The sequence below is a fragment of the Grimontia sp. SpTr1 genome, assembly GCF_947387585.1.
Lineage (GTDB): Bacteria > Pseudomonadota > Gammaproteobacteria > Enterobacterales > Vibrionaceae > Enterovibrio > Enterovibrio indicus.
The window spans coordinates 829,956-849,822 of the sequence record NZ_CANDOD010000001.1 but is presented as its reverse complement, the minus strand read 5'-3'; the positions used below and the strand labels follow the sequence as shown (position 1 = coordinate 849,822).

General features: G+C 47.2%; 19 protein-coding genes. 9 read left to right on the top strand and 10 right to left on the bottom strand.

All coding sequences use genetic code 11. The annotated features are described in order from the left end of the window. The first annotated feature begins 196 nt into the window (after nt 1–196). The 5 genes from QL223_RS04065 to QL223_RS04045 all read left to right on the top strand — a co-directional run bounded on the left by QL223_RS04065 (nt 197) and on the right by QL223_RS04045 (nt 7,732). The gene (locus tag QL223_RS04065) at nt 197–1,861 is read left to right on the top strand and encodes a diguanylate cyclase (RefSeq protein WP_002535759.1); all 1,665 of its coding nucleotides are present in this window, start codon (nt 197–199) and stop codon (nt 1,859–1,861) included. A gap of 302 nt (nt 1,862–2,163) precedes the next feature. Beyond that, nucleotides 2,164–4,038, top strand: a complete 1,875-nt coding sequence (locus QL223_RS04060) for a DEAD/DEAH box helicase (protein ID WP_002535760.1) — start codon at nt 2,164–2,166, stop codon at nt 4,036–4,038. A 305-nt stretch (nt 4,039–4,343) separates the two neighbouring features. Then, entirely contained in the window at nt 4,344–5,009 is a 666-nt protein-coding gene (locus tag QL223_RS04055) for a cupin domain-containing protein (protein WP_002535762.1), read from the top strand. Between the two features lie 203 nt (nt 5,010–5,212). Beyond that, entirely contained in the window at nt 5,213–6,826 is a 1,614-nt protein-coding gene (locus QL223_RS04050) for a diguanylate cyclase (protein WP_039849535.1), read from the top strand. 237 nt (nt 6,827–7,063) lie between these two features. Next, complete coding sequence (locus tag QL223_RS04045) at nt 7,064–7,732, top strand: class I SAM-dependent methyltransferase (protein ID WP_002535764.1); 669 nt, start codon at nt 7,064–7,066, stop codon at nt 7,730–7,732. A gap of 38 nt (nt 7,733–7,770) precedes the next feature. Here QL223_RS04045 and QL223_RS04040 read toward each other — a convergent pair whose 3' ends face one another. Then, a complete protein-coding gene (locus QL223_RS04040) occupies nt 7,771–7,977 on the bottom strand; it encodes a DUF3283 family protein (RefSeq protein WP_002535765.1) in 207 nt (68 codons plus the stop codon). Between the two features lie 181 nt (nt 7,978–8,158). On the opposite strand from QL223_RS04040, the gene QL223_RS04035 reads away from it, so the two are divergent. After that, a complete protein-coding gene (locus QL223_RS04035) occupies nt 8,159–8,506 on the top strand; it encodes a helix-turn-helix domain-containing protein (RefSeq protein WP_039849536.1) in 348 nt (115 codons plus the stop codon). Nucleotides 8,507–8,553: 47 nt separating this feature from the next. Here the strand turns inward: QL223_RS04035 and QL223_RS04030 are convergent, their stop codons facing one another. From QL223_RS04030 to pdsR, 4 genes are read right to left on the bottom strand one after another with little or no spacing between them, the layout of a single operon-like run. Then, entirely contained in the window at nt 8,554–9,222 is a 669-nt protein-coding gene (locus QL223_RS04030) for a glutathione binding-like protein (protein ID WP_002535769.1), read from the bottom strand. 14 nt (nt 9,223–9,236) lie between these two features. Beyond that, nucleotides 9,237–9,860 (bottom strand): glutathione S-transferase, encoded by a 624-nt coding sequence (locus QL223_RS04025; protein ID WP_002535771.1) that lies wholly within the window; start codon nt 9,858–9,860, stop codon nt 9,237–9,239. A 35-nt stretch (nt 9,861–9,895) separates the two neighbouring features. Beyond that, nucleotides 9,896–12,097, bottom strand: a complete 2,202-nt coding sequence (gene pdsS / locus QL223_RS04020; protein ID WP_002535772.1) for a proteobacterial dedicated sortase system histidine kinase — start codon at nt 12,095–12,097, stop codon at nt 9,896–9,898. After that, on the bottom strand, nt 12,094–12,789 hold the full coding sequence (pdsR, locus tag QL223_RS04015; protein WP_002535773.1) for a proteobacterial dedicated sortase system response regulator: 696 nt from the start codon (nt 12,787–12,789) through the stop codon (nt 12,094–12,096). Before pdsR ends, pdsS begins: the two co-directional genes overlap by 4 nt. A gap of 224 nt (nt 12,790–13,013) precedes the next feature. On the opposite strand from pdsR, the gene pdsO reads away from it, so the two are divergent. Together pdsO and QL223_RS04005 are read left to right on the top strand one after the other, a co-directional pair. After that, nucleotides 13,014–13,742 carry a sortase-associated OmpA-like protein PdsO gene (gene pdsO, locus QL223_RS04010; protein WP_002535775.1) on the top strand — a complete coding sequence of 243 codons (729 nt, stop codon included), beginning with the start codon at nt 13,014–13,016 and terminating at the stop codon, nt 13,740–13,742. A 12-nt stretch (nt 13,743–13,754) separates the two neighbouring features. Next, nucleotides 13,755–14,204 (top strand): GNAT family N-acetyltransferase, encoded by a 450-nt coding sequence (locus QL223_RS04005; protein ID WP_002535776.1) that lies wholly within the window; start codon nt 13,755–13,757, stop codon nt 14,202–14,204. A 1-nt stretch (nt 14,205) separates the two neighbouring features. Here QL223_RS04005 and QL223_RS04000 read toward each other — a convergent pair whose 3' ends face one another. From QL223_RS04000 to QL223_RS03985, 4 genes are all read right to left on the bottom strand, one after another. Next, entirely contained in the window at nt 14,206–14,688 is a 483-nt protein-coding gene (locus QL223_RS04000) for a methylated-DNA--[protein]-cysteine S-methyltransferase (RefSeq protein WP_002535778.1), read from the bottom strand. Nucleotides 14,689–14,697: 9 nt separating this feature from the next. Continuing rightward, nucleotides 14,698–15,984, bottom strand: coding sequence for an AlkA N-terminal domain-containing protein (locus QL223_RS03995; RefSeq protein ID WP_002535780.1), 1,287 nt, complete (start codon nt 15,982–15,984; stop codon nt 14,698–14,700). A gap of 160 nt (nt 15,985–16,144) precedes the next feature. After that, a complete protein-coding gene (locus QL223_RS03990) occupies nt 16,145–16,567 on the bottom strand; it encodes a DUF3010 family protein (RefSeq protein WP_002535782.1) in 423 nt (140 codons plus the stop codon). 104 nt (nt 16,568–16,671) lie between these two features. Then, nucleotides 16,672–17,826, bottom strand: coding sequence for an HD-GYP domain-containing protein (locus QL223_RS03985; RefSeq protein ID WP_002535784.1), 1,155 nt, complete (start codon nt 17,824–17,826; stop codon nt 16,672–16,674). Between the two features lie 503 nt (nt 17,827–18,329). Between QL223_RS03985 and QL223_RS03980 the strand changes: the two genes are divergently transcribed. Then, entirely contained in the window at nt 18,330–18,851 is a 522-nt protein-coding gene (locus QL223_RS03980) for an NUDIX hydrolase (RefSeq protein ID WP_039849537.1), read from the top strand. 48 nt (nt 18,852–18,899) lie between these two features. Here QL223_RS03980 and QL223_RS03975 read toward each other — a convergent pair whose 3' ends face one another. After that, nucleotides 18,900–19,802, bottom strand: coding sequence for a lipid A deacylase LpxR family protein (locus QL223_RS03975; RefSeq protein ID WP_348651379.1), 903 nt, complete (start codon nt 19,800–19,802; stop codon nt 18,900–18,902). Nucleotides 19,803–19,867: the final 65 nt, after the last annotated feature.

The window sequence follows — 19,867 nt, the reverse complement described above, 5'->3', positions numbered from 1 at the left end:
CGGTAGCCCAAAACCAAGTCATCACTCATTAAACCTACGTGACGATATCTGTTACGCCTTAGCGCAAACTGAGAGGTAAGTCAGCGAAATGAAACAAGAATGAACATTTCTCTCGCAAACTTGATGTAACGAAGAGGCCATATTCAACATTAATGACAGAATGACACTTTCGTAAAGGGAAGTAACGGTTTGGCGTATGGAAAGTGCTGAAGTACAGCAAAGGTGTACAGCTGAAGATGTGTCGAGCACGCTGGATAAATGGTGTGAAGACATCTTTAGCCGTCTGGTCTGTGAAAACGGAATCAACAATATTGCTCTGTTTGTCTTAGTCGATGATAAGCTGAAGCTCATCGCCAGCCAGACACAGGATGTATTTAACTTTTACCCAGCCTTCAAACCCTGCGAAGAATATAGTGGGTACTATATTGACTGGGAATCCCTCGCCAACAAGCACAAACAGCATTTTTCTTTTATTTCCGAACTGGCATTCAACGGTGGTTGGCAGCAAGACAATCAGCTCTGGGAACATGCCGTCATTCCTCTGTATAAAAGAGAGCATCGGCTTGGGTATCTGCTGGTTGAGGCTGAAACATCAACCCGCGACCGCAGACTGTCCGAAAAAGGCTTTGACTGGGTGCGAGAAAATGTCGATACGCACCTGAAATGTAAAATCCTTGCGCATCGTCTAAATCAGCAAAACGTCAAAAGCCGTAAAAGCGAACTCGACCTCGCGTTACATAATCACACGCTTGCTTCGCAACTGGGCTACCTGAAAAACTTGCATGAAATTTCCCTACGGTTTACCAAAGCCACCACTATTAATTCCTTATGTCGGATTGCTGTCGAATTAGGGCGGGACAAGCTGCAAATTGATCGTATGGGTATTTTCCTGTGTGATGTGGAAACCCACAAAATGTGGGGGACCTGGGGAACGGATCCTGATGGTCAGGTGGTAGACCGTTCTGAGTTTTGCCAGGAAATGCCAAATACGCTTTTCATGGAAGAAGCCTTTACCAAAAAAAATGAACTGATCGTAAAAGAAAACGTGCCCCTTTATTTTGGAAAGGAGCAAGTGGGTATTGGCTGGAATATCATGATGGCGATGTGGGACGGTGATGAGTGTATTGGTTGGCTGGCTGCAGATAACCTTCTATACCGGACTCCTCTTGATGAGCCGAAAAAAGAAGCGATAAAACTGCTTGCCGCCTCAGTTTGCCAGAAAATCGTTAAGCTTAGGCACACAGAAGCGTCTGATGCCCGATACAGTCAACTTGTTACCATCAATAGTGAGCGGGAATCTGAATTAAAGGCACTCAAGCATAAGTTGTTTACCAAGAAACGAAATGAACGCTGGATGGGTATCACCGATCAGGATACGGGCTTGCCGAATGCTTTGGCAATGCAAATGGCATTGCCCGGGTTGTTAAAACAGGCGAGAAAAGAAAAACAGCGGATTGCGGCCCTGTCTATCGATATTGATTGCTTTGCAGGGTATCGAAAATTTTATGGCGATGTGGCTGCGACAAATTTAGTGAAAAAACTGGCTGATGTGATGGAAAGACAGGTGGGTTCGCACCTTTCGGGGATGTTTGCTTATTCGTCACCAGGAACATTTTCTCTTCTTTTATTACATGATGATGATTTGATGCTGCGAGAAGTCGCGGAAAGCATGGTGCATGGTGTATATCATCTCAATATTCCAAACAAACCTTCTGCGAACTATCAGCGTGTGACCTTGAGTCTTGGCATGACACTCAGCTCAGTTTCAGTCTTTACCCGAAAACTTAAAATCATGAAACGCGCAGAGAAACTGAAAACAACTGCGATTAAGTTGGGACAAAATAGAGTTTGTCTTGACTAAAAAATCAAACCTCACCACAGAGCCTTGCCTGAAATAACAGCAATTTGTTTTCGAAATAGGCGTTTGCAGTCAAAAAGCCATCAGTCGTAGAAAGAATTGTGAACTTGTTCAATTTTTTCTGGCTTTTTTTGGTCTAGTGGCGCAGAATGCACGCCTTATTTGTCGAGGCCCGTAGCGTTAGATACTGTTACAGAGAGTAGGAAGTCACTTAGTTCTGAGTAGTGACCCTGTATCAGTGAATAATAACAGTGCGAAACCGCTAGCAGGGGCCCCGTTTTTTTTGTCTATATATTGGGATCCCAATGCAAGATACTGTTACTGAATTTCGCCAGTTAGATCTGGCTGAAAACATTCTTTCTGCTCTTGACGCAATCGGCTTTGTAGCGCCGACTCCTATTCAGGCAGCTTCAATTCCTCTACTACTGACCGGTGTTGATGCACTCGGTAAAGCACAAACAGGTACCGGTAAAACCGCGGCATTCTCTCTGCCTCTGCTGAACAAACTGAACCTGAACCAGCACAAACCTCAAGCGATTGTTATGGCTCCAACCCGCGAACTGGCAATTCAGGTTGCGGCGGAAGTAAAACAACTTGGCCAAAACATCAATGGCCTGAAAGTTCTCGAAATCTACGGTGGCGCGTCGATCGTTGATCAAATGCGTGCTCTGCGCAGCGGTGCTCACATTGTTGTTGGTACCCCAGGCCGTGTTAAAGACCTGATCAACCGTGAACGTCTGCAGCTGGACGAAGTACACACTTTCGTTCTGGATGAAGCTGACGAAATGCTGAAAATGGGCTTCGTTGATGACGTTACCTGGATCATGGAACAAGCGCCAGAATCAGCACAACGTGTTCTGTTCTCTGCAACCATGCCTCCAATGGTTAAAGAAATTGTTGACCGCTTCCTGCGCGAACCTGCTCGCATCGACGTAGCAGGCAGCAACCGTACTGTTGAGAAAGTTGAACAGCAGTTCTGGGTTGTTAAAGGCGTAGAGAAAGACGAAGCGATGTCTCGTCTGCTTGAAACTGAAGAAACTGACGCATCTATTGTATTCGTACGTACCCGTCAGGACACCGAGCGTCTGGCTGATTGGCTGAGCGCGCGTGGCTTCAAAGCTGCCGCACTGCACGGCGATATTCCACAGTCTCTGCGTGAGCGTACTGTTGATCATATCAAACGTGGCGTTATCGACATTCTGGTTGCGACTGACGTTGTAGCACGTGGTCTTGATGTGCCACGTATTACTCACGTGTTCAACTACGACATCCCATTCGATGTTGAATCGTACATTCACCGTATCGGTCGTACAGGTCGTGCGGGGCGTGCAGGTAAAGCAATCCTGCTGGTTCGTACTAACCAAATCCGTATGCTGCGTACCATCGAGCGTGTGACATCTACCCGTATGGAAGAAATCCAACTTCCACTGCGTGACAAAGTCGCTGAAGCACGTCTGGCACGTCTGGCTGCTGATCTGCAAGAGCAGAAGGAGTCTGACAGCATTGAAGCGTTCGTTGGTCTGGTTGAAAAACTGCAAGAACAAATCGATGTAGATGCGGCAACACTGGCTGCAATGCTGCTTCAACGTCAGCAAGGCAAACGCCCGCTGTTCTACAACGGTCCAGATCCAATGATCGCAGCGATGGAGCGTGACAGCCGTCGTCGTGAATCTCGCCGTGATGATCGTGGTCCACGTGATCGTTCAGAGCGCGGTGAGCGTCGCAGCTACAACGCAGCAGATTGGGACACTTACCAATTGCAAGTTGGCCGTGATCAAGGCGTACAAGTTAAAGACATCGTTGGTGCAATTGCTAACGAACTGGGTCTTGAGAAGCAATTCATCGGTTCAATCAAGCTGGCAACCGGTCACACTTACGTTCAGCTTCCGAAGAAAATGCCAAAAGAAATCCTGGGTCAGTTGAAGCAACTGCGCATTCGCCAGAAAGCAACTGATGCACAACTGGTTGAAGGTCACGTTGACATGTCTCCACCACGTCGTCGCAATGGCGGTGACCGTAACGGTGGTGGCGAGCGCGGTCCACGTCGCTTTGATGACCGTGGTCCTCGTGGTGGCAATCGTGGTGAAGGTCGTGGTGATCGTGGTGGTCGTCGCTTTGACCGTGACCGCGGTGGCGACAAACGCTCTTTCCGTGGTGAGCGCCGTCACGCTGACGCATAATCTGCCCGTTTAGCAATTCAATATCCCAAAGCCCGCTTTTAAAGCGGGCTTTTTGCATTTGTGTGGCTTTGAAATATTTACTTACGTATTTGCTAAATCAATAGACGCTGTTCCAAGGTTTGGGACGAGGCTGTCGGATTCGCACTGCTATATTGTTGAAACAGCAAGCCGAAACTGGGCGTTAACTCTGTAACCCACGCTCCATCATTGATGTAGCTTGGGTAAAGATGTGCATGACTGATTCCAGACATTTAAACAATCTGGGGTAGGTCGTGTAGGTTGTTTCCCTGTTTGAGGACTGTTTTATGCTGAATATGCAGTTTGATCAGCGGGTGATCATAGACACCACCGATATGGACTGGCAGCCATCGCCTTCGGATGGTGTGTTTCGCAAGCCTCTTGCCAAAGAGGGAGCCGAACGTGGGCATGCCACCAGTATTGTGAAATACGCACCCAAGTCTTCCTTTTCCCGTCACGAACACCCTTTAGGAGAAGAAATTCTTGTCCTTGAAGGCATCTTTTCTGATGAAACAGGGGACTATCCGGCAGGTACCTATATTCGGAATCCCCCCGGCTCTTCCCATGCGCCCTATAGCGAAGTTGGATGCACCTTACTGGTTAAACTTCATCAGTTTTCAGCTAACGATCGCAATCAGGTACGAATCAATACGCGTTCGGAAGAAGATTGGATAGAAGGTCAGGGGCGCTTGTTGATGCTTCCACTACATGAATTCAATGGCGAGCAGGTTGCCATGATTCGATGGCCAGCGGGACAGCACTTTTTCAATATTTCCCATTTCTGCGGTGAAGAAGTATATGTACTCGAAGGGGAGTATCGAGACGAATTTGGCAGATATGGGCAGGGAACCTGGATACGTAATCCGCATATGTTCGAATACAACCCATACGCAGAGGAAGACACTTTACTATGGGTAAAGGTAGGACATCTTCCTTATCCTGGTGTCAGTTGAAAATAGATGGCTGGTTGAACACAGAAGAATGTACAGATTAACCAACGACGATTGATATCATTGCATGTTTTATCTTCATGGACGTAAATCTGAGACAAATGTCTTCGTGGTTTATCGCTAGTATGTTGGTTGAGTGCAGGGCTCAAACTTATGAGCCTTTTTCTTGAAAGTGCCTCAGTGGCAACAGGACATGACAGACTCGGATGTTTCAGACAGACAGCCCCTTCCAGATGCAGTTTTTTGAACTGGCACCTGTACCCATGGTAATTATCAATGACCTCGGCGAGATCATTCAGAGTAACCGTGAGTGTCAGCAACTGTTCCAGATTATGCCAGATGAAGCCAACATCGACGGTTATCTCAGCTCGGCTACGTGGAATGAAGTTATCCGTTACTTTCAGGTCGTTTCCCAGGCGGTGCAGCATGAGCCATTTACCAAAGTTGTCCGCCTGACAAGAAGCAAAGATACTTACATCCTCAAAGTGAACCTACTCAATACGGTTCCCTGCAACATCTACATTGTGGCACTAACCCTTTACTATCCTGATGATGAATTGAATGAAGCCCTTCAGGAACGGTTACCTATGGGCATGGCACGTGTGGATACTGAAGGTCGTTTTATCAGTGTGAATCCAGCATATTTGGCCATGTTGGGTTATGGGGATGAAGAGATTCAGCCACTGACTGAGTTTGATCTTACTTACCATTCTGATGCAAACAGCGAAAAGCCGCTGCGCGAAAACCTTACGTTGCGTTCGGGCAACCAGTACAGAGTCGACAAACGTTATATTCACAAAAATGGGCATCAAATCTGGGTGCGTGCTTTTGTTTCTTCGATTACCTGCAAGTACACCAATCAACAGCAGTTTCTGATTGCCGTGTTGGATATCCATGAAGAAAAGCAATTGCAGGAAGCTATTACCACATCAGAGCGACGGTTTCGTGCGATCGCTGAGAATGTCAGTTCCGTGGTGTGGATTTCTGCTGCGGATCCTGAGCGCCTGTTTTACGTCAACAAATGCTACGACACTATCTGGGAAGAGAAAGTCGAAGTTCTTTATCACGATCCTCGCGCCTTCTTAAACAAGATCCATCCTTCTGAAAGAGAGATGGCAGAGAGAACACGTTTTTCCTCATCAACCGACTCTTGGAATATTAACTATCGACTGTTGTTTGATGACGGCAGAGTGAAACACATCCGGGACAGCGGCAACTGTGTTTTTGATGGAAACGGTGAACTGATTTATCGCGTAGGCACACTGACTGATATCACCGCAGAGATTGACCAAAGGGATACCGTGGTTGTGATGGCGAAAAAGCTGCGGGAAATGGTGGAATACGATTCGCTGACCGGTATTAAGTCACGTCATGCCATCATGACGGACATACAGGAAGCTTATCAGGAGTTCGATATGACCAGCGATCCATCTGTGCTGGTATATATCGATGCAGATGGTTTTAAGAACATCAACGATTCTTACGGGCACGACGTAGGCGACAAAGTCTTGAAAGCGATAGCCGGACATTTGACCTCAAATATCCGTGACTCCGATGTCGCTGGTCGAATTGGTGGTGATGAATTCGTTGTACTGCTCAGACACACCGCCACGGCAGAGATCCCACACATTCTTGAACGCCTGAAATGTGACATTGAGAGTGATGGTCTTCCGGAAGGTGTCAATGTGTCGATAAGTCTTGGTGCGATTGAGCTTTCAGAGAAAGTTGTATCAGCAGAACAATGGCTTAGCGAGGCAGACAAAACCATGTATCAGCACAAACGATCGCGAAAGAAAATGCGCCTCAGTCGAAAGCATTAGAAATGACCACTTCGCAGCTATTCTATGTTTTACCAAGATAATCTGAACGTTACTGACTCACCGCCATTTATCATTCCTCGCTAACTCGTTGATTTTCTGCTTCTGACACCATTGATGGTAGCTAGAATCTCAGTCTTCTAAGACTTTTTTCTGATACCTATTATCTGTTTCGAAAATGAGACAGTTGAGTGTAACGCTTCCGAGTATTCTCTTTGTTGAATAACAGAGGGAATGGTCATGCAGAGTGTTGTTGAGGTATTTGGTACCGCGCTTGCCAGCTATTACAACGGCAATAAATCAGGAAAACTGATTGTGAGGGAAAACAATGGTACATCCGTTATCCCAACATCAGATTTCTTTCGCCGTCCGGAAGATGTCGCCACCGACAGAATTGCGTTGTCTTATTGCCGACGAAGTGTGTTAAACGTGGGCGCTGGCAGTGGGGAGCACTCTCTCTACCTGACAGCTAAAGGCATTAAGGTTACCTCGATAGACAGTTCACCAATCGCCTGCGCGATCATGCACCAGCGAGGTGTGCCATCAGTGGTATGCGGTCATCTGTTCGATCAACACCCAATGTTTGACCGCACCTTTAGTTGGCTGGCACTTCGCGGTGTGATTGGCCAACTGGGAAATATTCGAAATTTCTTTCACTTTCTGAATCTGGCGCACCGTAATTTGTATCCGGGCGGCAGATTGATTTTAAGCTCAGAAAACCTTCGTTACGAAGGCTATCGCACACGTCATTTGACGTTTGAATTTGACGGGAGAGTGAGTGAGGAAGTGCCGTGGTTTGATATCGGCATGTCTACACTCCGAAGAGTGGCAGACAGTCACAATTTTAACTGTCGCATCGTTTACTGTGATGACAGCAATAAGTACGTGGCTTTGCTGACAAAACGGTAAACAAGACTTTTCCTAAGTCGGTATGGAAAAATGGGGCTTTAGAGCCCCATTATTTTTGAATACTTATCTACGCAATCTACAAAATGCGCACGTTCATTTTCATCTGAAATGTCTCTTGCCTGTTGTGCAAGAACGCTTCTCTCAGCCAGCGCATTTTTCACCTGCCACACCGAATAAGCTGCTTGCTTATCAAGTTCAATTTTTTGTTTTTCATCAGGTGGCAGCAATGCAAGGTTGTGGCTCATAGTAACTCTCTCTTTGTCATAATGTGCCCAGAATAAAATGAACGACCAGGCAGGGCGATAACATAGCGAAGAGCACCAGTTTCGACAAGTGTTTACGCCGCACTTACGCCTCGCTGACATTGAGAAAGCGCTTCACCGTTATGATTTTGTCTATGGAGAGGTAGGTAACAAGCGGGGATTTATGGAATTTACCTATCATGACAGGCAGACACTTTATGACGCGTGGATGTCTTACAAAGCGAAATTACGAATCACCCAAATTGAGATGGCCAAACGCCTTGGGGTGAGTCAGTTGGACTTCTCAAAGACCATGCGCGGTGATGTTCCAATGGATCGAAACTTCGTTTTCCGTTTCTGTAAAGAGATGGGGTTGGATCCCGGTAGCTCACTACCCAGTCTAAAAGACAACAAAAACATCATGAATAACGGAGCCATCGTGGTAAGAACCTCTTTAACCGTTGATGGCACCATTGCCAAGGTCGAATATTCAGGCGACCAAGTGTTTATCGAATACGTGAAAGAAATTTAAAAAGCCGTCCTTCGGGACGGCTTTAGTGTTTCTGGAGATGAGAGATTTTACTTCGTTACCATCTTAGAGATTTGTTTTGCCTTCTCTTCGTCTGACAGATTAGACGGAGGAGGAACCAGTAAACCTTTCTGGCAAGCCGGTCTTTGTGCCAACTCATCTACCCAGCGTTGCAAGTGCTCAAGACCGGAGATATCGACGCCACTCCATTCATGAATGCGAACCCATGGCCAGGTCGAGATATCTGCAATTGTGTATTCATCACCAGCCAGATAACGATTGTTAGCCAATTGACCATTCATGACCTCGAACAGGCGACGCCCTTCGTTTTGGTAGCGCTCGATCGCAGCTGGAATTTTCTCAGGGAAGTAACGATAGAATACATTAGCCTGACCCATCATTGGCCCAACACCACCCATTTGGAACATCAACCATTGCAGCACTTGGCTTTTCTTCTTTGGATCGGTAGGAAGGAATTTTCCCGTTTTCTCTGCGAGATAAATAAGAATTGCACCTGATTCGAAAACTGCGAAGTCATCATTGTCTTTATCGACAATCGCTGGAATACGGCCGTTGGGGTTGATCGCCAGATATTCAGGTTTCTTCTGATCTGCGGCCATCAAATCAAGCGCGTGGTACTCGTAAGGAAGCCCCATTTCTTCAAGGGCAATCGATATTTTGTAGCCATTCGGCGTTCCTGCAGTGTAGAGCTCAATCATATTTTCAATCCTTGTTATTTCGAGTTGGCTTCGATGAACGCTTCTCGTTGACTGACTTGCTTATACCAACGCTGAATAGAGGGCATGCTGTCATCGATGTGAATATCAATGTGCTTTATAAAATCTACCATGATATAAGCGGAAATGTCCGCCACGGAAAAATGCTCCCCGGCCAGATAGGTTGACTGCGAAAGTCTCTCTTCCAGTACTGGCAAAAATTCGATGTTTCTTAATTTACTTTCTTCACCCCAGGCTTCAACACAGCGCTCACGGTCACTGTATATGCCAGTAAGATTTCTAAATGCTTGGAAAGCAGTAAAGAGACCTTGAAGTTCGACAATTCGGTTCCACATTTCCACTTTGCCTATCTCTGCTGGCGTAGAGCCGAACAAACTGTGGTCAGTTGGAAAAGCGGCATCCAAATAACGGCATATCGCAATGGACTCACAGATCGTTGTGCCATCATCTAACTCTAAGAAGGGGATGCGTCCGTTTGGACTCATTGCTTTGAATTTGTCTGTTAGGTTTTCGCCGCCACGAATATCGACATGCACTGAAGGAATATCTATTTTCTTTTCAGCAAGAAAAAGTCTAACGCGCCGTGCGTTAGGTGCTGGTGCAAACTCATGTAGTTTCATGGATATTCCTTCTGTTGTTTTCCCTAATTGTATACTCAGCTCGTTTGGGTAGATGCGAGTGGCAGCCAAACCGTAACGTTCACGCCTTTGCCATCTGGTCGATTGGTTATAGAGAGCCGTCCTTGATGGAACTCCGCCACCAATCTGGCTACATACAAGCCCAAACCAAGGTGTGGTTTGTCTGATTTATGCTTTTCCTCCCGAACAGAGACCATGGAACCGAGTAACTGATTTCCCATATTTTCAGGCAATTGAGGTCCAATGTTAGAGACTGTGATGCGAGCCATATTGTCGTGAATCAGCATGTATATTTCGACATTGGTGTCTTGTTGGTGGAACTCAACCGCGTTGGCAACCAGCTTATCCAAAAGCTGTGCGATGTATTCTGGTACGCCGGACATCTGGTAGTTGCCATTTTTGATGTGCAGAGTAAAGCCTTGGCCAGGGTAGGCATACTCGTAGCCCTGGACGCAACCGGATACCACTTTGTCGAGCGGAAATTCTGTGCGCTCGGCATGTTCAAAGCTCTGCTCCAACCGGGTCGCTTCCGTCATGCTTGAGAGAATCGTCGCCAAGCGGGATACACCTTCCTGAGCGCGTTCGATATAGCGAAGCTGGTCCTCTTCTTTAGTCACAAACGCGAGGTTTTCCAGGGAAGACCGCACAACCGCGACGGGGGTTCTTAGCTCGTGTGACAAACTGGACGACATCTTCTCGAGATAAGCATTGTAGTCAGAAAGACGCGTGACCATGGTGGATAGAGTACGGGATAAGTCGCCGATTTCATCTTTGCTGGTCGCGGGTTCCAACTGATGCAGAACACGTCCTTGCGAGTCGATGGCGCTCTCTGCGTCATCACGCAGTTTCCTGACACGTCGAGAAATGTGAGAACCAAAAAGCAGAAGTACAACCACGCCAGTACAAATAACCGCCAGCAAGACATTAAAAAGTTGCTCCAGTGCTTTGTTACGCAGGGTTTTAATGCCTTTGGTGGTTTCTTCCACGACGACAGCTCCGACGACGGTATCACCAACTTTTACAGGGTAAGCCGCGGAAAGAATGGTGGTGCTTTCATCGGGTGTCAGGCGCCAATTTGCGTAAGGGCGACCAATCAATGCCTGCTGTACTTCAACGCCACGGAAGACAGCGGCATTGTGCATTGCATCAATGATCTTTTCGGGTGGTCGCTCAAGCAATCGGTAGTAGAAAGGATTGAGAATGTTGTTTTGAATCCAGCCCATCAATCCACTTGGTGCTTCCTGATACTTGATGGTGGTTTCCCATACACCATTGGCAGATTGCAGATCGCCTGATTTCGCGAGTACCCGGCCGTGTTGATCAACCACCCAAACTCTCGAGCTTCCATCGTTCATTCGCATTAATACGCGCTCGATATCTGGGGAGGGGACTAGCAGAGTGCCGAGGGTTTCGGCGCTTCTTGGGTTTGACGTAGCGAGTATGGTTTCAATATCGCGATTGTAACGATTGGTCACGTCGTAGTAGGCGAAACTCAATTTTTCGCCGACTAACCAATCAGGGATGGCCAGCTCGATAACATGCCCTTGTGCGGTTTCCTGCCACCAGCCATTGATGGCTTCCGATGGAAAAGTATGCTCCGTATCATCAATCGTGTTTTCAATTAGGTAGATATCTGCTTTGCCGCTTTGTTTGGCAGTGACCGCGTAACGTTTCAGCTCTCCTTGCTGCGTAGTTAAGGTGACCACCAGATGGTCGTTGCGGTCAATTCTGGCAGTGTTCTCGCGTCTGAGTATCGGGGTTTTATCGACGATATCTATCAGGGCGTAGAGGTCGTCTCCATCGCTGGCCATGATCAAATCAAAGTTCAGTTCGTTCCTTTGATAAGGTGTTCGGCTGAAAATGACATGCGCGTCTGCATAGTTCACGCGATGCGTCTGGTAGCGATCCCAATCTAAGGTTGCTCCATCGATATCGATGGGAGATTTTAATGCAAGGGCATAGAGGTCTTTGCCTTCTTCTAGCCGTGGCTTGGTGTTTTGTTGGCGTTCGAACAGTTTAGGCTGTTGATTCAGTGCCATTGAAAAGGCGCGGGCAGATCCCATCAGGGTTTGTTCCTGACCTTGCCTGAGCACATTTTCCAGCTCCCACACGTAGTTGTAACCAATAAAGGGCAGCAGGAGTAACAGGCCGCTTAACAGCACCACTTTTGTGCGGATGCCTGACACCCAGCGCCACACCTTTTCGGTGATGAACTTCATTTTGTGCTGTCCCAGCGATAACCCATACCATACACAGTGTCGATATGGTCAAACGTGTTATCCAGCGCGATGAATTTCTTGCGGATGCGCTTAATGTGAGAGGTAATGGTGCTGTCATCGACGACCACATGCGCTTCCTGCATTAAATCCTGACGACTTCTCACGTGGCCTGGTCGCTTCGCTAGCGCATGAACCATCCAGAACTCCGTCACGGTCAGATCCACCGTTTGATCTTTCCACTTAACCTGCATGCGGTTGAGATCCAGCGTGAGGTTATCGCGTTCTAGCAAGGACTCTGTTTGGGTCGAAGCGAGACTCAACAGTTCGCTGCGACGGAAAAGAGCGGCAATGCGTGCCATCAGGTGAGGAAGACTAATGTCTTTTGTTAGATAGTCATCAGCACCCATTCGCAAGCCGACAACCGTGTCTATATCGCTGTCCCTTGCGGTAAGGAAAATGATCGGAAGGGTGGCGGACATCGCACGTAGCGACTGACAAAGCTGAAAACCTCCATCAATTTCCTCTGCTAAACCGATATCGATAATGGCTAAGTCGGGCAGGCGTTGCTTAAAGCCTTCTTCAGCGTCAGGGCGGTTGGCATAGGTAGAGACCGAATAACCTTGTTTACGCAGTACATCTGCGTAGTTCTCTCGAATGGCTGGTTCGTCTTCAACAATAGCGATACGTTTCATTTTTATTCAGGTAATCAAACAGTAGATGGTTTGACTATACCGTAATTCGTGCGTTGAAAAAGGGGATCAAGCCGATTCAGGGCAAAAGCCATTTTTTTGCCACAATTGCCCCGAGCATTGCCTTTTTTGTTCCCAGCCAGTGCCATTTTGCCTTGTTTTAATGACCTCATCGAAACGACGAACGGGTTCTCCCTTCAAAACCTGAAATGGATGAGGAAATAACAATGAACAAGATGAATAAAACTCTGGCTGCAATCTCTCTGGTTATCCCTATGACAGTCTCTACGGCGTATGCGGCAGACCAAACGCTACACACAGAGCGTGACCAAACAACCGAAATGATTGGCTTTGGTGGCGGTGCTGCGCTGGGGGCGGTGATTGGTGGTCCTGTTGGAGCAATCGCTGGTGCTGTTGTGGGCGGTTTAATAGGGCAAGTGGTTAGTATCGATGAGCAAAACGAACAGCAGGCGAATGTGATTGCTGATATCAGCGAACAAAACGCGCAATTGGAAACTTATCGCTCCCTATATGCGGAAAACGAAATCGAACTGGCGAAACTCAAAGCCGAAATGAACGAGAAAGAAATCGCGATGGAATTGGCAATGGATATTCAATTCCGCACTAATTCATCAGAAATTGAGCCACATTTCCGGTTACAGCTCGATGAAGTGGCGGCTTTGATGCGCCAACAACCTGATGTGCAGTGGGATTTGGAAGGGCATGCCGACGTACGTGGTGATGAAGAGTACAACCTGAAACTCTCTCAGCAGCGTGTTCAGGCTGTCTATGACTACTTGGTTGAGCAGGGTGTTGCACCTTCGCAGTTGGCTCAAACCGCATTTGGTCATCAACTGGCATTGGAAAAAGAAGGTGACCGCGAAGGCTACTTCTTTGACCGCCGCGTGAGCCTGCGTTCTGTGTCAGATGCAATGCCTACTGCAAACAACCAGTAAAAGGAGCTGGAGATGATTATTCGTCCGGCAACATTGGAAGATGCAGAGCGCATTAATGCGCTCTGCCATACCCTTGGCTACCCTTCTGAACTCGAAGGCACCGAGCATCGCTTAGAAAAGATCATGACCCAGCCGCGGGATGCATTGTTTGTGGCTGAGCTATGCGACATGGTAGTGGGTTTTATCGCCGTGCATACCGTTGATGTGGTTCACGATGATATGCCTTGGGGAAGAATTTCATCCATGGTGATTGATGAAAACTTTCGAGATATGAGCATTGGCAAGCAGTTACTCGAACATGCTGAGACATATCTTAAGAAACAAAATTGCCATCGCATTGAAGTAACCAGTCATATCAGCCGTGAGGAGGCGCATGGGTTTTATCTTCACTTGGGTTACCGCATTACGCCCCTTCGGTTTATCAAATTGCTGGCTCAACGTGTGCTGGTGGCAGCGAGTTAAGCTACTTCGCCATGGCCTGTTCATGCTTTAGCAGCCAGGCCTTGGCATTCAGTCCTCCTGCGTATCCTGTTAGCTTTCCATTCTTTCCAATGACGCGATGACAGGGAACAATAATCGCTACAGGGTTCTGACCATTTGCAGCACCGACAGCGCGGGAGGCTTTGGGTCTGCCAACGTCTTGAGCCAGTTCGCCATAGCTTCGGGTTTCTCCCGCAGGAATGGATTGTAATGCCTCCCATACTTCGCATTGAAAGGCAGTACCCAATAGATCCAAGGGTACATTAAATTTGACGGCTTCCCCGGCAAAGTATTTTTCCAGCTGTGAAAGAGCAGCTTCGAAAGGTTCACGTGCGAAGACTTCTTCATCAGAGACTGGAATATCGTATTTATATTCTGGCAGTGAAAGGGAGGTCAGCCCTTTATCTGAAGCGGTAAGGGTAATGGTGCCAAGTGGCGAGTCGTATTCATATCGGTACTGTTTCATGAAATATCCTTATTCGTTGCCCGCGATGGCTTTCTCGTTTCCTGTAGCCAAATGGTCTGTGAAAGCCAATGCCAGATAGCTTCTCCACGGTTTCGCAGAAAGTGCAGACTTCTGGCTAATTATTTCAAAACCCGCCAAATCAGGGAGACTCAACCCCCGCAGGCGTACATAGGTATATTGTTCGTCGTTTAAGTAAGGGGTTGGTGATGCTTCTGGCCACGGTTCGTGTTTATAGCGTTCACAAATAGCCGACCAATGCGCCATGAAAGGTGCTTGTTCGTGGTCTTCTTTATTGAAAGGCTCTTTGACAAGTAATGATGCGTCTTTGATGGGGTCTATATGTTCACCCAAATAGGCTCTCAGCCCTGCTTCTTCCATATTCCAGCATCCGGGAATACGAAGCCCTTTTGCATCGCACGATGGTGCGACATGTCGCATCACTTCATCAATCACTTCTGGATTTGCGTCCAAATCCAACAGGTGGCGAATGCGGTTGACCACGTGATAGAGCAGCTTGGGATCTTCAAGTTCAATTTCCACCTCAAAAATATTCTTATCTTTCTTTAGTGTGGCGGTGAAACGGCCTTGTTGTTCCTGAACAGTAAAACGTCGGCCGTAACTATTTTCGCCGAGCCATTCAAGGCCGGGAACGATCCGCGGTGCCATATAACGTTTAAAAGCCTCCCAGTTGTAGGGAGGACGAAAACTCATACTGAGGGTCATTGCTTCATGACTTTTAAACTCTTTACGGCGCACTTGAGTGGGTGAAAGCGACAATTGTTGTTGAAAGCAGTCGTTGAAGCGTCGAATGCTGTTAAACCCCGATGCAAAAGCAATATCAGCGACTGACCACTGGCTTTCATGCAAGAGCTTTTTCGCAAACAGGATCTGTTGGTATTGGGCATATTGCTTTGGCGAACAGCCCAACGAAGCAGTAAAGAGTTTGCGAAGGTATCGATCGCTAACGCCCAGTCTTTCCGCAAGCTCAGGCACACTGTGTTCATGCAGGTAGCCTTCTTGTATCAGGCTCAATGCGCGTCGAAATGTCGTTTCTTTGCCCAACCAGGCTGGTGAACCGGGTGCGCTGTCTGGACGACAGCGAAGACAAGGTCGAAAGCCCTGTGCTGCGGCTTCAACTGCCGAAGCGTAGTAGCGTACGTTTTCTTCTTTTGGCGAAGGTGCAGGGCAGATAGGACGGCAGTAGATACCGGTTGAGACTACGGCGGTAAAGAACAAGCCATCAAAGCGTGCGTCGCGGGAAAGTCTGGCTTGTTGATAAGTCGTGTTGTCCGTCATGTCTCTATCTGAATCGTGATGTGAGTTTCAATAAACATATCATCATGAATGAAGGGTATTAGCCAGAAACGGAACTGAATAGACGATCAGGTTTGAACAAAAAACAAAAAGGGCTGCGATTGCAGCCCTTGAAGTTCTTAGGGTCTGTTGACCTTAGGGATTATTTGTTCAGGTAAGAACAAGCTGTTAGGAACGCTTGCTCCTGGAATTGCTTAAGACCGACTTCTTTCAGCGAAACCTGAATAGGGTTGCGTTTCAGTGATGCTTTCATTTCAGAAGAACTGAACACCTCCGCTTCTACGCCTTCCAGAAGTTGCAGTGCAGCTTCCATTTTGAAACCTACTGCGCTGCCCGCGAACTTACCTTTGGTAGGACGTTCACGGATAACAATTTTTTCGATTTTGTAGTCTTCCACCAGCTTGGCGAATTGCTTTTGGAAGTTGCGGATCTGCTCGGCACTTGCCGCATCAGTGATCGTGAACTTTCGCGCGCGACAATCAGGCACATCAAACAGACCTTGATTAGATTCCAGCAGGCAAATGTTTGCTTCGTTGCTTTTTAAATCGACAGCACAAATACGCATTGTTTCAGTTCCACAAGTAAAAGAGCCGACAAGTATAAGAAAAACTGTCGGCTAGGTCATGAAATAAAAAAGAGAAGTGGTGCGATTGGCGAAGAATGGAACGATCAACGGAATTCGGCAAAATCCGTTTTTAGTTTTGCTTCGGTCAGGCCGCGTATAATTTTGAGATCGGGACGCTTCTTGAGGTCAATGTACTCGACTTCACGGAAGGATTCCGTTTTCGCGGAATAGAACATTTTCACCGTTGGGGTCATCAAGTCATCTGGATTTTCTTTACACACCAATCCCACGCGACCGTTACTGAGTTCGACGACTGATCCGATAGGGTAGAAGCCAATGCAACGGATGAATTTTTTGAGAAGATCTGGGTCGAGATGGAAGGGTGTCAGACCTATCATAATCTTGAATGCCTCTGACGGTGATAGCGCGGGCTTGTAACAGCGCTCTGCGGTTAGGGCATCATAAATATCGACAATACAGGACATGCGCCCAATCAAAGTAAGTTCATCGCCCTTGAGCCCATTCGGGTAGCCGTTACCGTCAATCTTTTCGTGGTGCATCAAGCTGACGTCTCTACTGAGCTTCGGCAAATCAATCATGCTATCCAAAACTGGCTGTGACAGTGTTTGGTGCTCTTTCATGTGAAGAAATTCTTCGTCGCTAAGCTTGCCAGGCTTATTTAAGACTTCATCACGGACCAGAATTTTGCCGATATCGTGTACAAGCCCACCAATAGCGAGCTCTTCCAGCGTTTGACGATCAAGTTCCAGATAACGGCCAAAGTTCACCAAATGGAATGCCACATTCATTGAATGCTCCAGCAGGTAGGCGCTTTTTTCACGTATGCCGCTGATCCAAAGCACCGCGTCTCGGCGCTCGAAAATGTTTTCTACGATATCGGAACTGACTTGCTTGACGGGTTCAATGTCGACGGGTTTGTTCTCATAGACATCGTTGAGTAGCTTGCTCAGTTGCTTCTTTGATTTATCTACGAGTTCTTTTGCGGCACCGAACTCGTCATTGCCTTTAACGGACGAGTGCTTACCCACTTTAGTTTCGCGGTACTGAATGTCTTCGTCGGAAGTGATTTGGTCAGCGTCGATATAAACAAAAAGCACCCCCTTTTCACGCAGGTTATCAATGGTTTCCTGTCGTCGGATGAAACCCGGCTTTTTCATCTTTGTGCGGGCGAGTTGAGATTCTATTTGCTCGACGTACATGCCGATCTCAACGTTATCAATGGTGACTTTCTGCAGCATTGATGTTTGCTCCGTTAAAAATCATTCGTGGTCGTTTCTCTCTGGTTTAACCGACACCGTGTTGAAAAAGTGACAGGAAAAAGGCGTTATTGATGAATATAACTATATACAAAATACGAGTTTAAGGCTTAATAATGAGACTCAATTGTCGTAATAATTTACATGTATGCATGTCGGACTTTCTTTCAACCTTGAATGTCAGCGTTATCTGGTGGCATAACGTACTGAATATTAAAGAGTTAACGTTTAGAAACGTGCTTCTTTTACCCATTGCGACGCAGGTTTCAGTGGTCTAACCAGAATCAATGTTTAAGATTGGCCGTATTTTAAGAAGTCAGTCGTCAAAAGCAATAAATGACTCGATTATCAGCAGCAAAAAAGCTTTATGTGGCTCGCATCTCTTGATGAATTGGATGATAGCCATTTATTTGCTCTGATTATCTGTTCCCGTTAGAGTGCGTCTCTTCGAAAAGTTCTAATCGCCGCGAGTCCACTTGCTATCTATGAATATTCTAAAAACCAGTTACCACCCCGAAGTACTTCCTCTTGAGGAGAAATCTGTCTTTCATCGACGCGCCGCCCGAGCAATCGTAGTGAAAGAGGACGAGATCCTTCTTTTGTTCACCGAGCGATATCATGACTATTCGCTTCCTGGCGGGGGGATTGATGAGCACGAAAACGAAGTAGAGGGGCTAGTTCGCGAACTCAGCGAGGAAACCGGTGCTCAGAACATTCGCAACATTCGAGCGTTTGGTGCTTATGAGGAGTTTCGCCCTTGGCACAAATCGGACTTTGATGTGGTTCATATGTTGTCTTATTGCTTTTGGTGTGACATTGACGATGAGCTTGGCGACGTTTCGCTGGAAGATTACGAAGTAAAAAATGGCATGCGACCGCTTTGGGTAAATATCCATGAAGCGATTGCCCACAACAAGGAAACAATCGCAAACAGCGATAAGCAAGGTTTGTCGATTGAGCGAGAAACCTACTTGCTAGAAATGGTCGTTAAAGAGTTAGGGTTATAACAAGAAAAAGGGCAGGAAATCCTGCCCTCTATCTTCGAACTGCTTTAATCAGTAGCGATAGAAAAGTGTGAAGTTGGCGTAGGCGCTATGGTTGCGCGACGCTTCTTCGTACTGTTTTGAGTGGGCGGTGACGGATGCCACTGCTCCCCAATGCCGTGAATACCAGGTCACGCCACCGGTTACGCCGGCCTGCACGTGCTCAACGTGGACATCATCATTTTCGGGCGGCTTGTCACCTTCAATCGTAATGTCATCAAAACGGTATCGGGCTTCGACCGAGGTAAAGAAGAACATACCGTTGTCGCTATGGCTTAAAAGTCCGACATCAACGGCGTTACCCGGCAACAGAGATGTAGAGCCAAAGGTGTTCGGTAGATCAAATCCGATCCTGTATGTGCCGCCAATAGCCACTTCGCTTTGAAAGTTGCCTCCCTGGCCCCGGCCAAATACGCTAAATTCGCCAATTTGTCCTCTGGCGATAAGTTGGTGCGCTTCGATACCTGCCTGATAAACGAATTCGTTATCAATTTGGTATGCCCAGCCTTTAGGATCTGGAGAGCCCACAATTTCGTGAACAATGGACTGAGCTTCTTCAGCATAAGAGTCTGGCCCAACGGTACCTAACATTAAACTCCCTTTTACCGCGTAAAAATCGGTTTGGTGGTAGACACGTCCCATACCGTAAACCAATCCTGCATAGGGGCGCTCATTTGGTTGCGGGGTAGTGAGCTCGATATCTGACGGCGTCCACATCTGAGAACCAATTTCCAGACTGTAACCGATCACACCCGGGTCAGAAGACCAACGCAGGAAAAGACCACTGGTGTAATCTCTGTCTGTTCCCAGAGCACCATCATTATCGAGAGAAAAAGACACGGAAGCAGCCTGTAACGGGGCGCATAATAGTGGAAAAGCAAAAATTGCAGCGCCAAATAATCTGCGTGACAACATATTGTCCTTTTTAATATTTAATAGCGACTTGGCTCATGCTATACCATTCGTTAGGGTCTTACGAC

Bases quoted from the DNA above. Each gene is read 5' to 3' on its own strand.
- QL223_RS04030 (WP_002535769.1), bottom strand. From the start codon at position 9,222: ATGATTGAGCTCTACACTGCAGGAACGCCGAATGGCTACAAAATATCG.
- QL223_RS03985 (WP_002535784.1), bottom strand. From the start codon at position 17,826: ATGCTGCAGAAAGTCACCATTGATAACGTTGAGATCGGCATGTACGTC.
- QL223_RS03990 (WP_002535782.1), bottom strand. From the start codon at position 16,567: ATGCGTATTTGTGCTGTCGATTTAAAAAGCAACGAAGCAAACATTTGC.
- pdsR (WP_002535773.1), bottom strand. From the start codon at position 12,789: ATGAAACGTATCGCTATTGTTGAAGACGAACCAGCCATTCGAGAGAAC.
- pdsS (WP_002535772.1), bottom strand. From the start codon at position 12,097: ATGAAGTTCATCACCGAAAAGGTGTGGCGCTGGGTGTCAGGCATCCGC.
- QL223_RS04060 (WP_002535760.1), top strand. From the start codon at position 2,164: ATGCAAGATACTGTTACTGAATTTCGCCAGTTAGATCTGGCTGAAAAC.
- QL223_RS04065 (WP_002535759.1), top strand. From the start codon at position 197: ATGGAAAGTGCTGAAGTACAGCAAAGGTGTACAGCTGAAGATGTGTCG.
- QL223_RS03995 (WP_002535780.1), bottom strand. From the start codon at position 15,984: ATGACGGACAACACGACTTATCAACAAGCCAGACTTTCCCGCGACGCA.
- QL223_RS04000 (WP_002535778.1), bottom strand. From the start codon at position 14,688: ATGAAACAGTACCGATATGAATACGACTCGCCACTTGGCACCATTACC.
- pdsO (WP_002535775.1), top strand. From the start codon at position 13,014: ATGAACAAGATGAATAAAACTCTGGCTGCAATCTCTCTGGTTATCCCT.
- QL223_RS04040 (WP_002535765.1), bottom strand. From the start codon at position 7,977: ATGAGCCACAACCTTGCATTGCTGCCACCTGATGAAAAACAAAAAATT.
- QL223_RS04005 (WP_002535776.1), top strand. From the start codon at position 13,755: ATGATTATTCGTCCGGCAACATTGGAAGATGCAGAGCGCATTAATGCG.
- QL223_RS04045 (WP_002535764.1), top strand. From the start codon at position 7,064: ATGCAGAGTGTTGTTGAGGTATTTGGTACCGCGCTTGCCAGCTATTAC.
- QL223_RS04035 (WP_039849536.1), top strand. From the start codon at position 8,159: ATGGAATTTACCTATCATGACAGGCAGACACTTTATGACGCGTGGATG.
- QL223_RS03980 (WP_039849537.1), top strand. From the start codon at position 18,330: ATGAATATTCTAAAAACCAGTTACCACCCCGAAGTACTTCCTCTTGAG.
- QL223_RS03975 (WP_348651379.1), bottom strand. From the start codon at position 19,802: ATGTTGTCACGCAGATTATTTGGCGCTGCAATTTTTGCTTTTCCACTA.
- QL223_RS04055 (WP_002535762.1), top strand. From the start codon at position 4,344: ATGCTGAATATGCAGTTTGATCAGCGGGTGATCATAGACACCACCGAT.
- QL223_RS04050 (WP_039849535.1), top strand. From the start codon at position 5,213: ATGTTTCAGACAGACAGCCCCTTCCAGATGCAGTTTTTTGAACTGGCA.
- QL223_RS04025 (WP_002535771.1), bottom strand. From the start codon at position 9,860: ATGAAACTACATGAGTTTGCACCAGCACCTAACGCACGGCGCGTTAGA.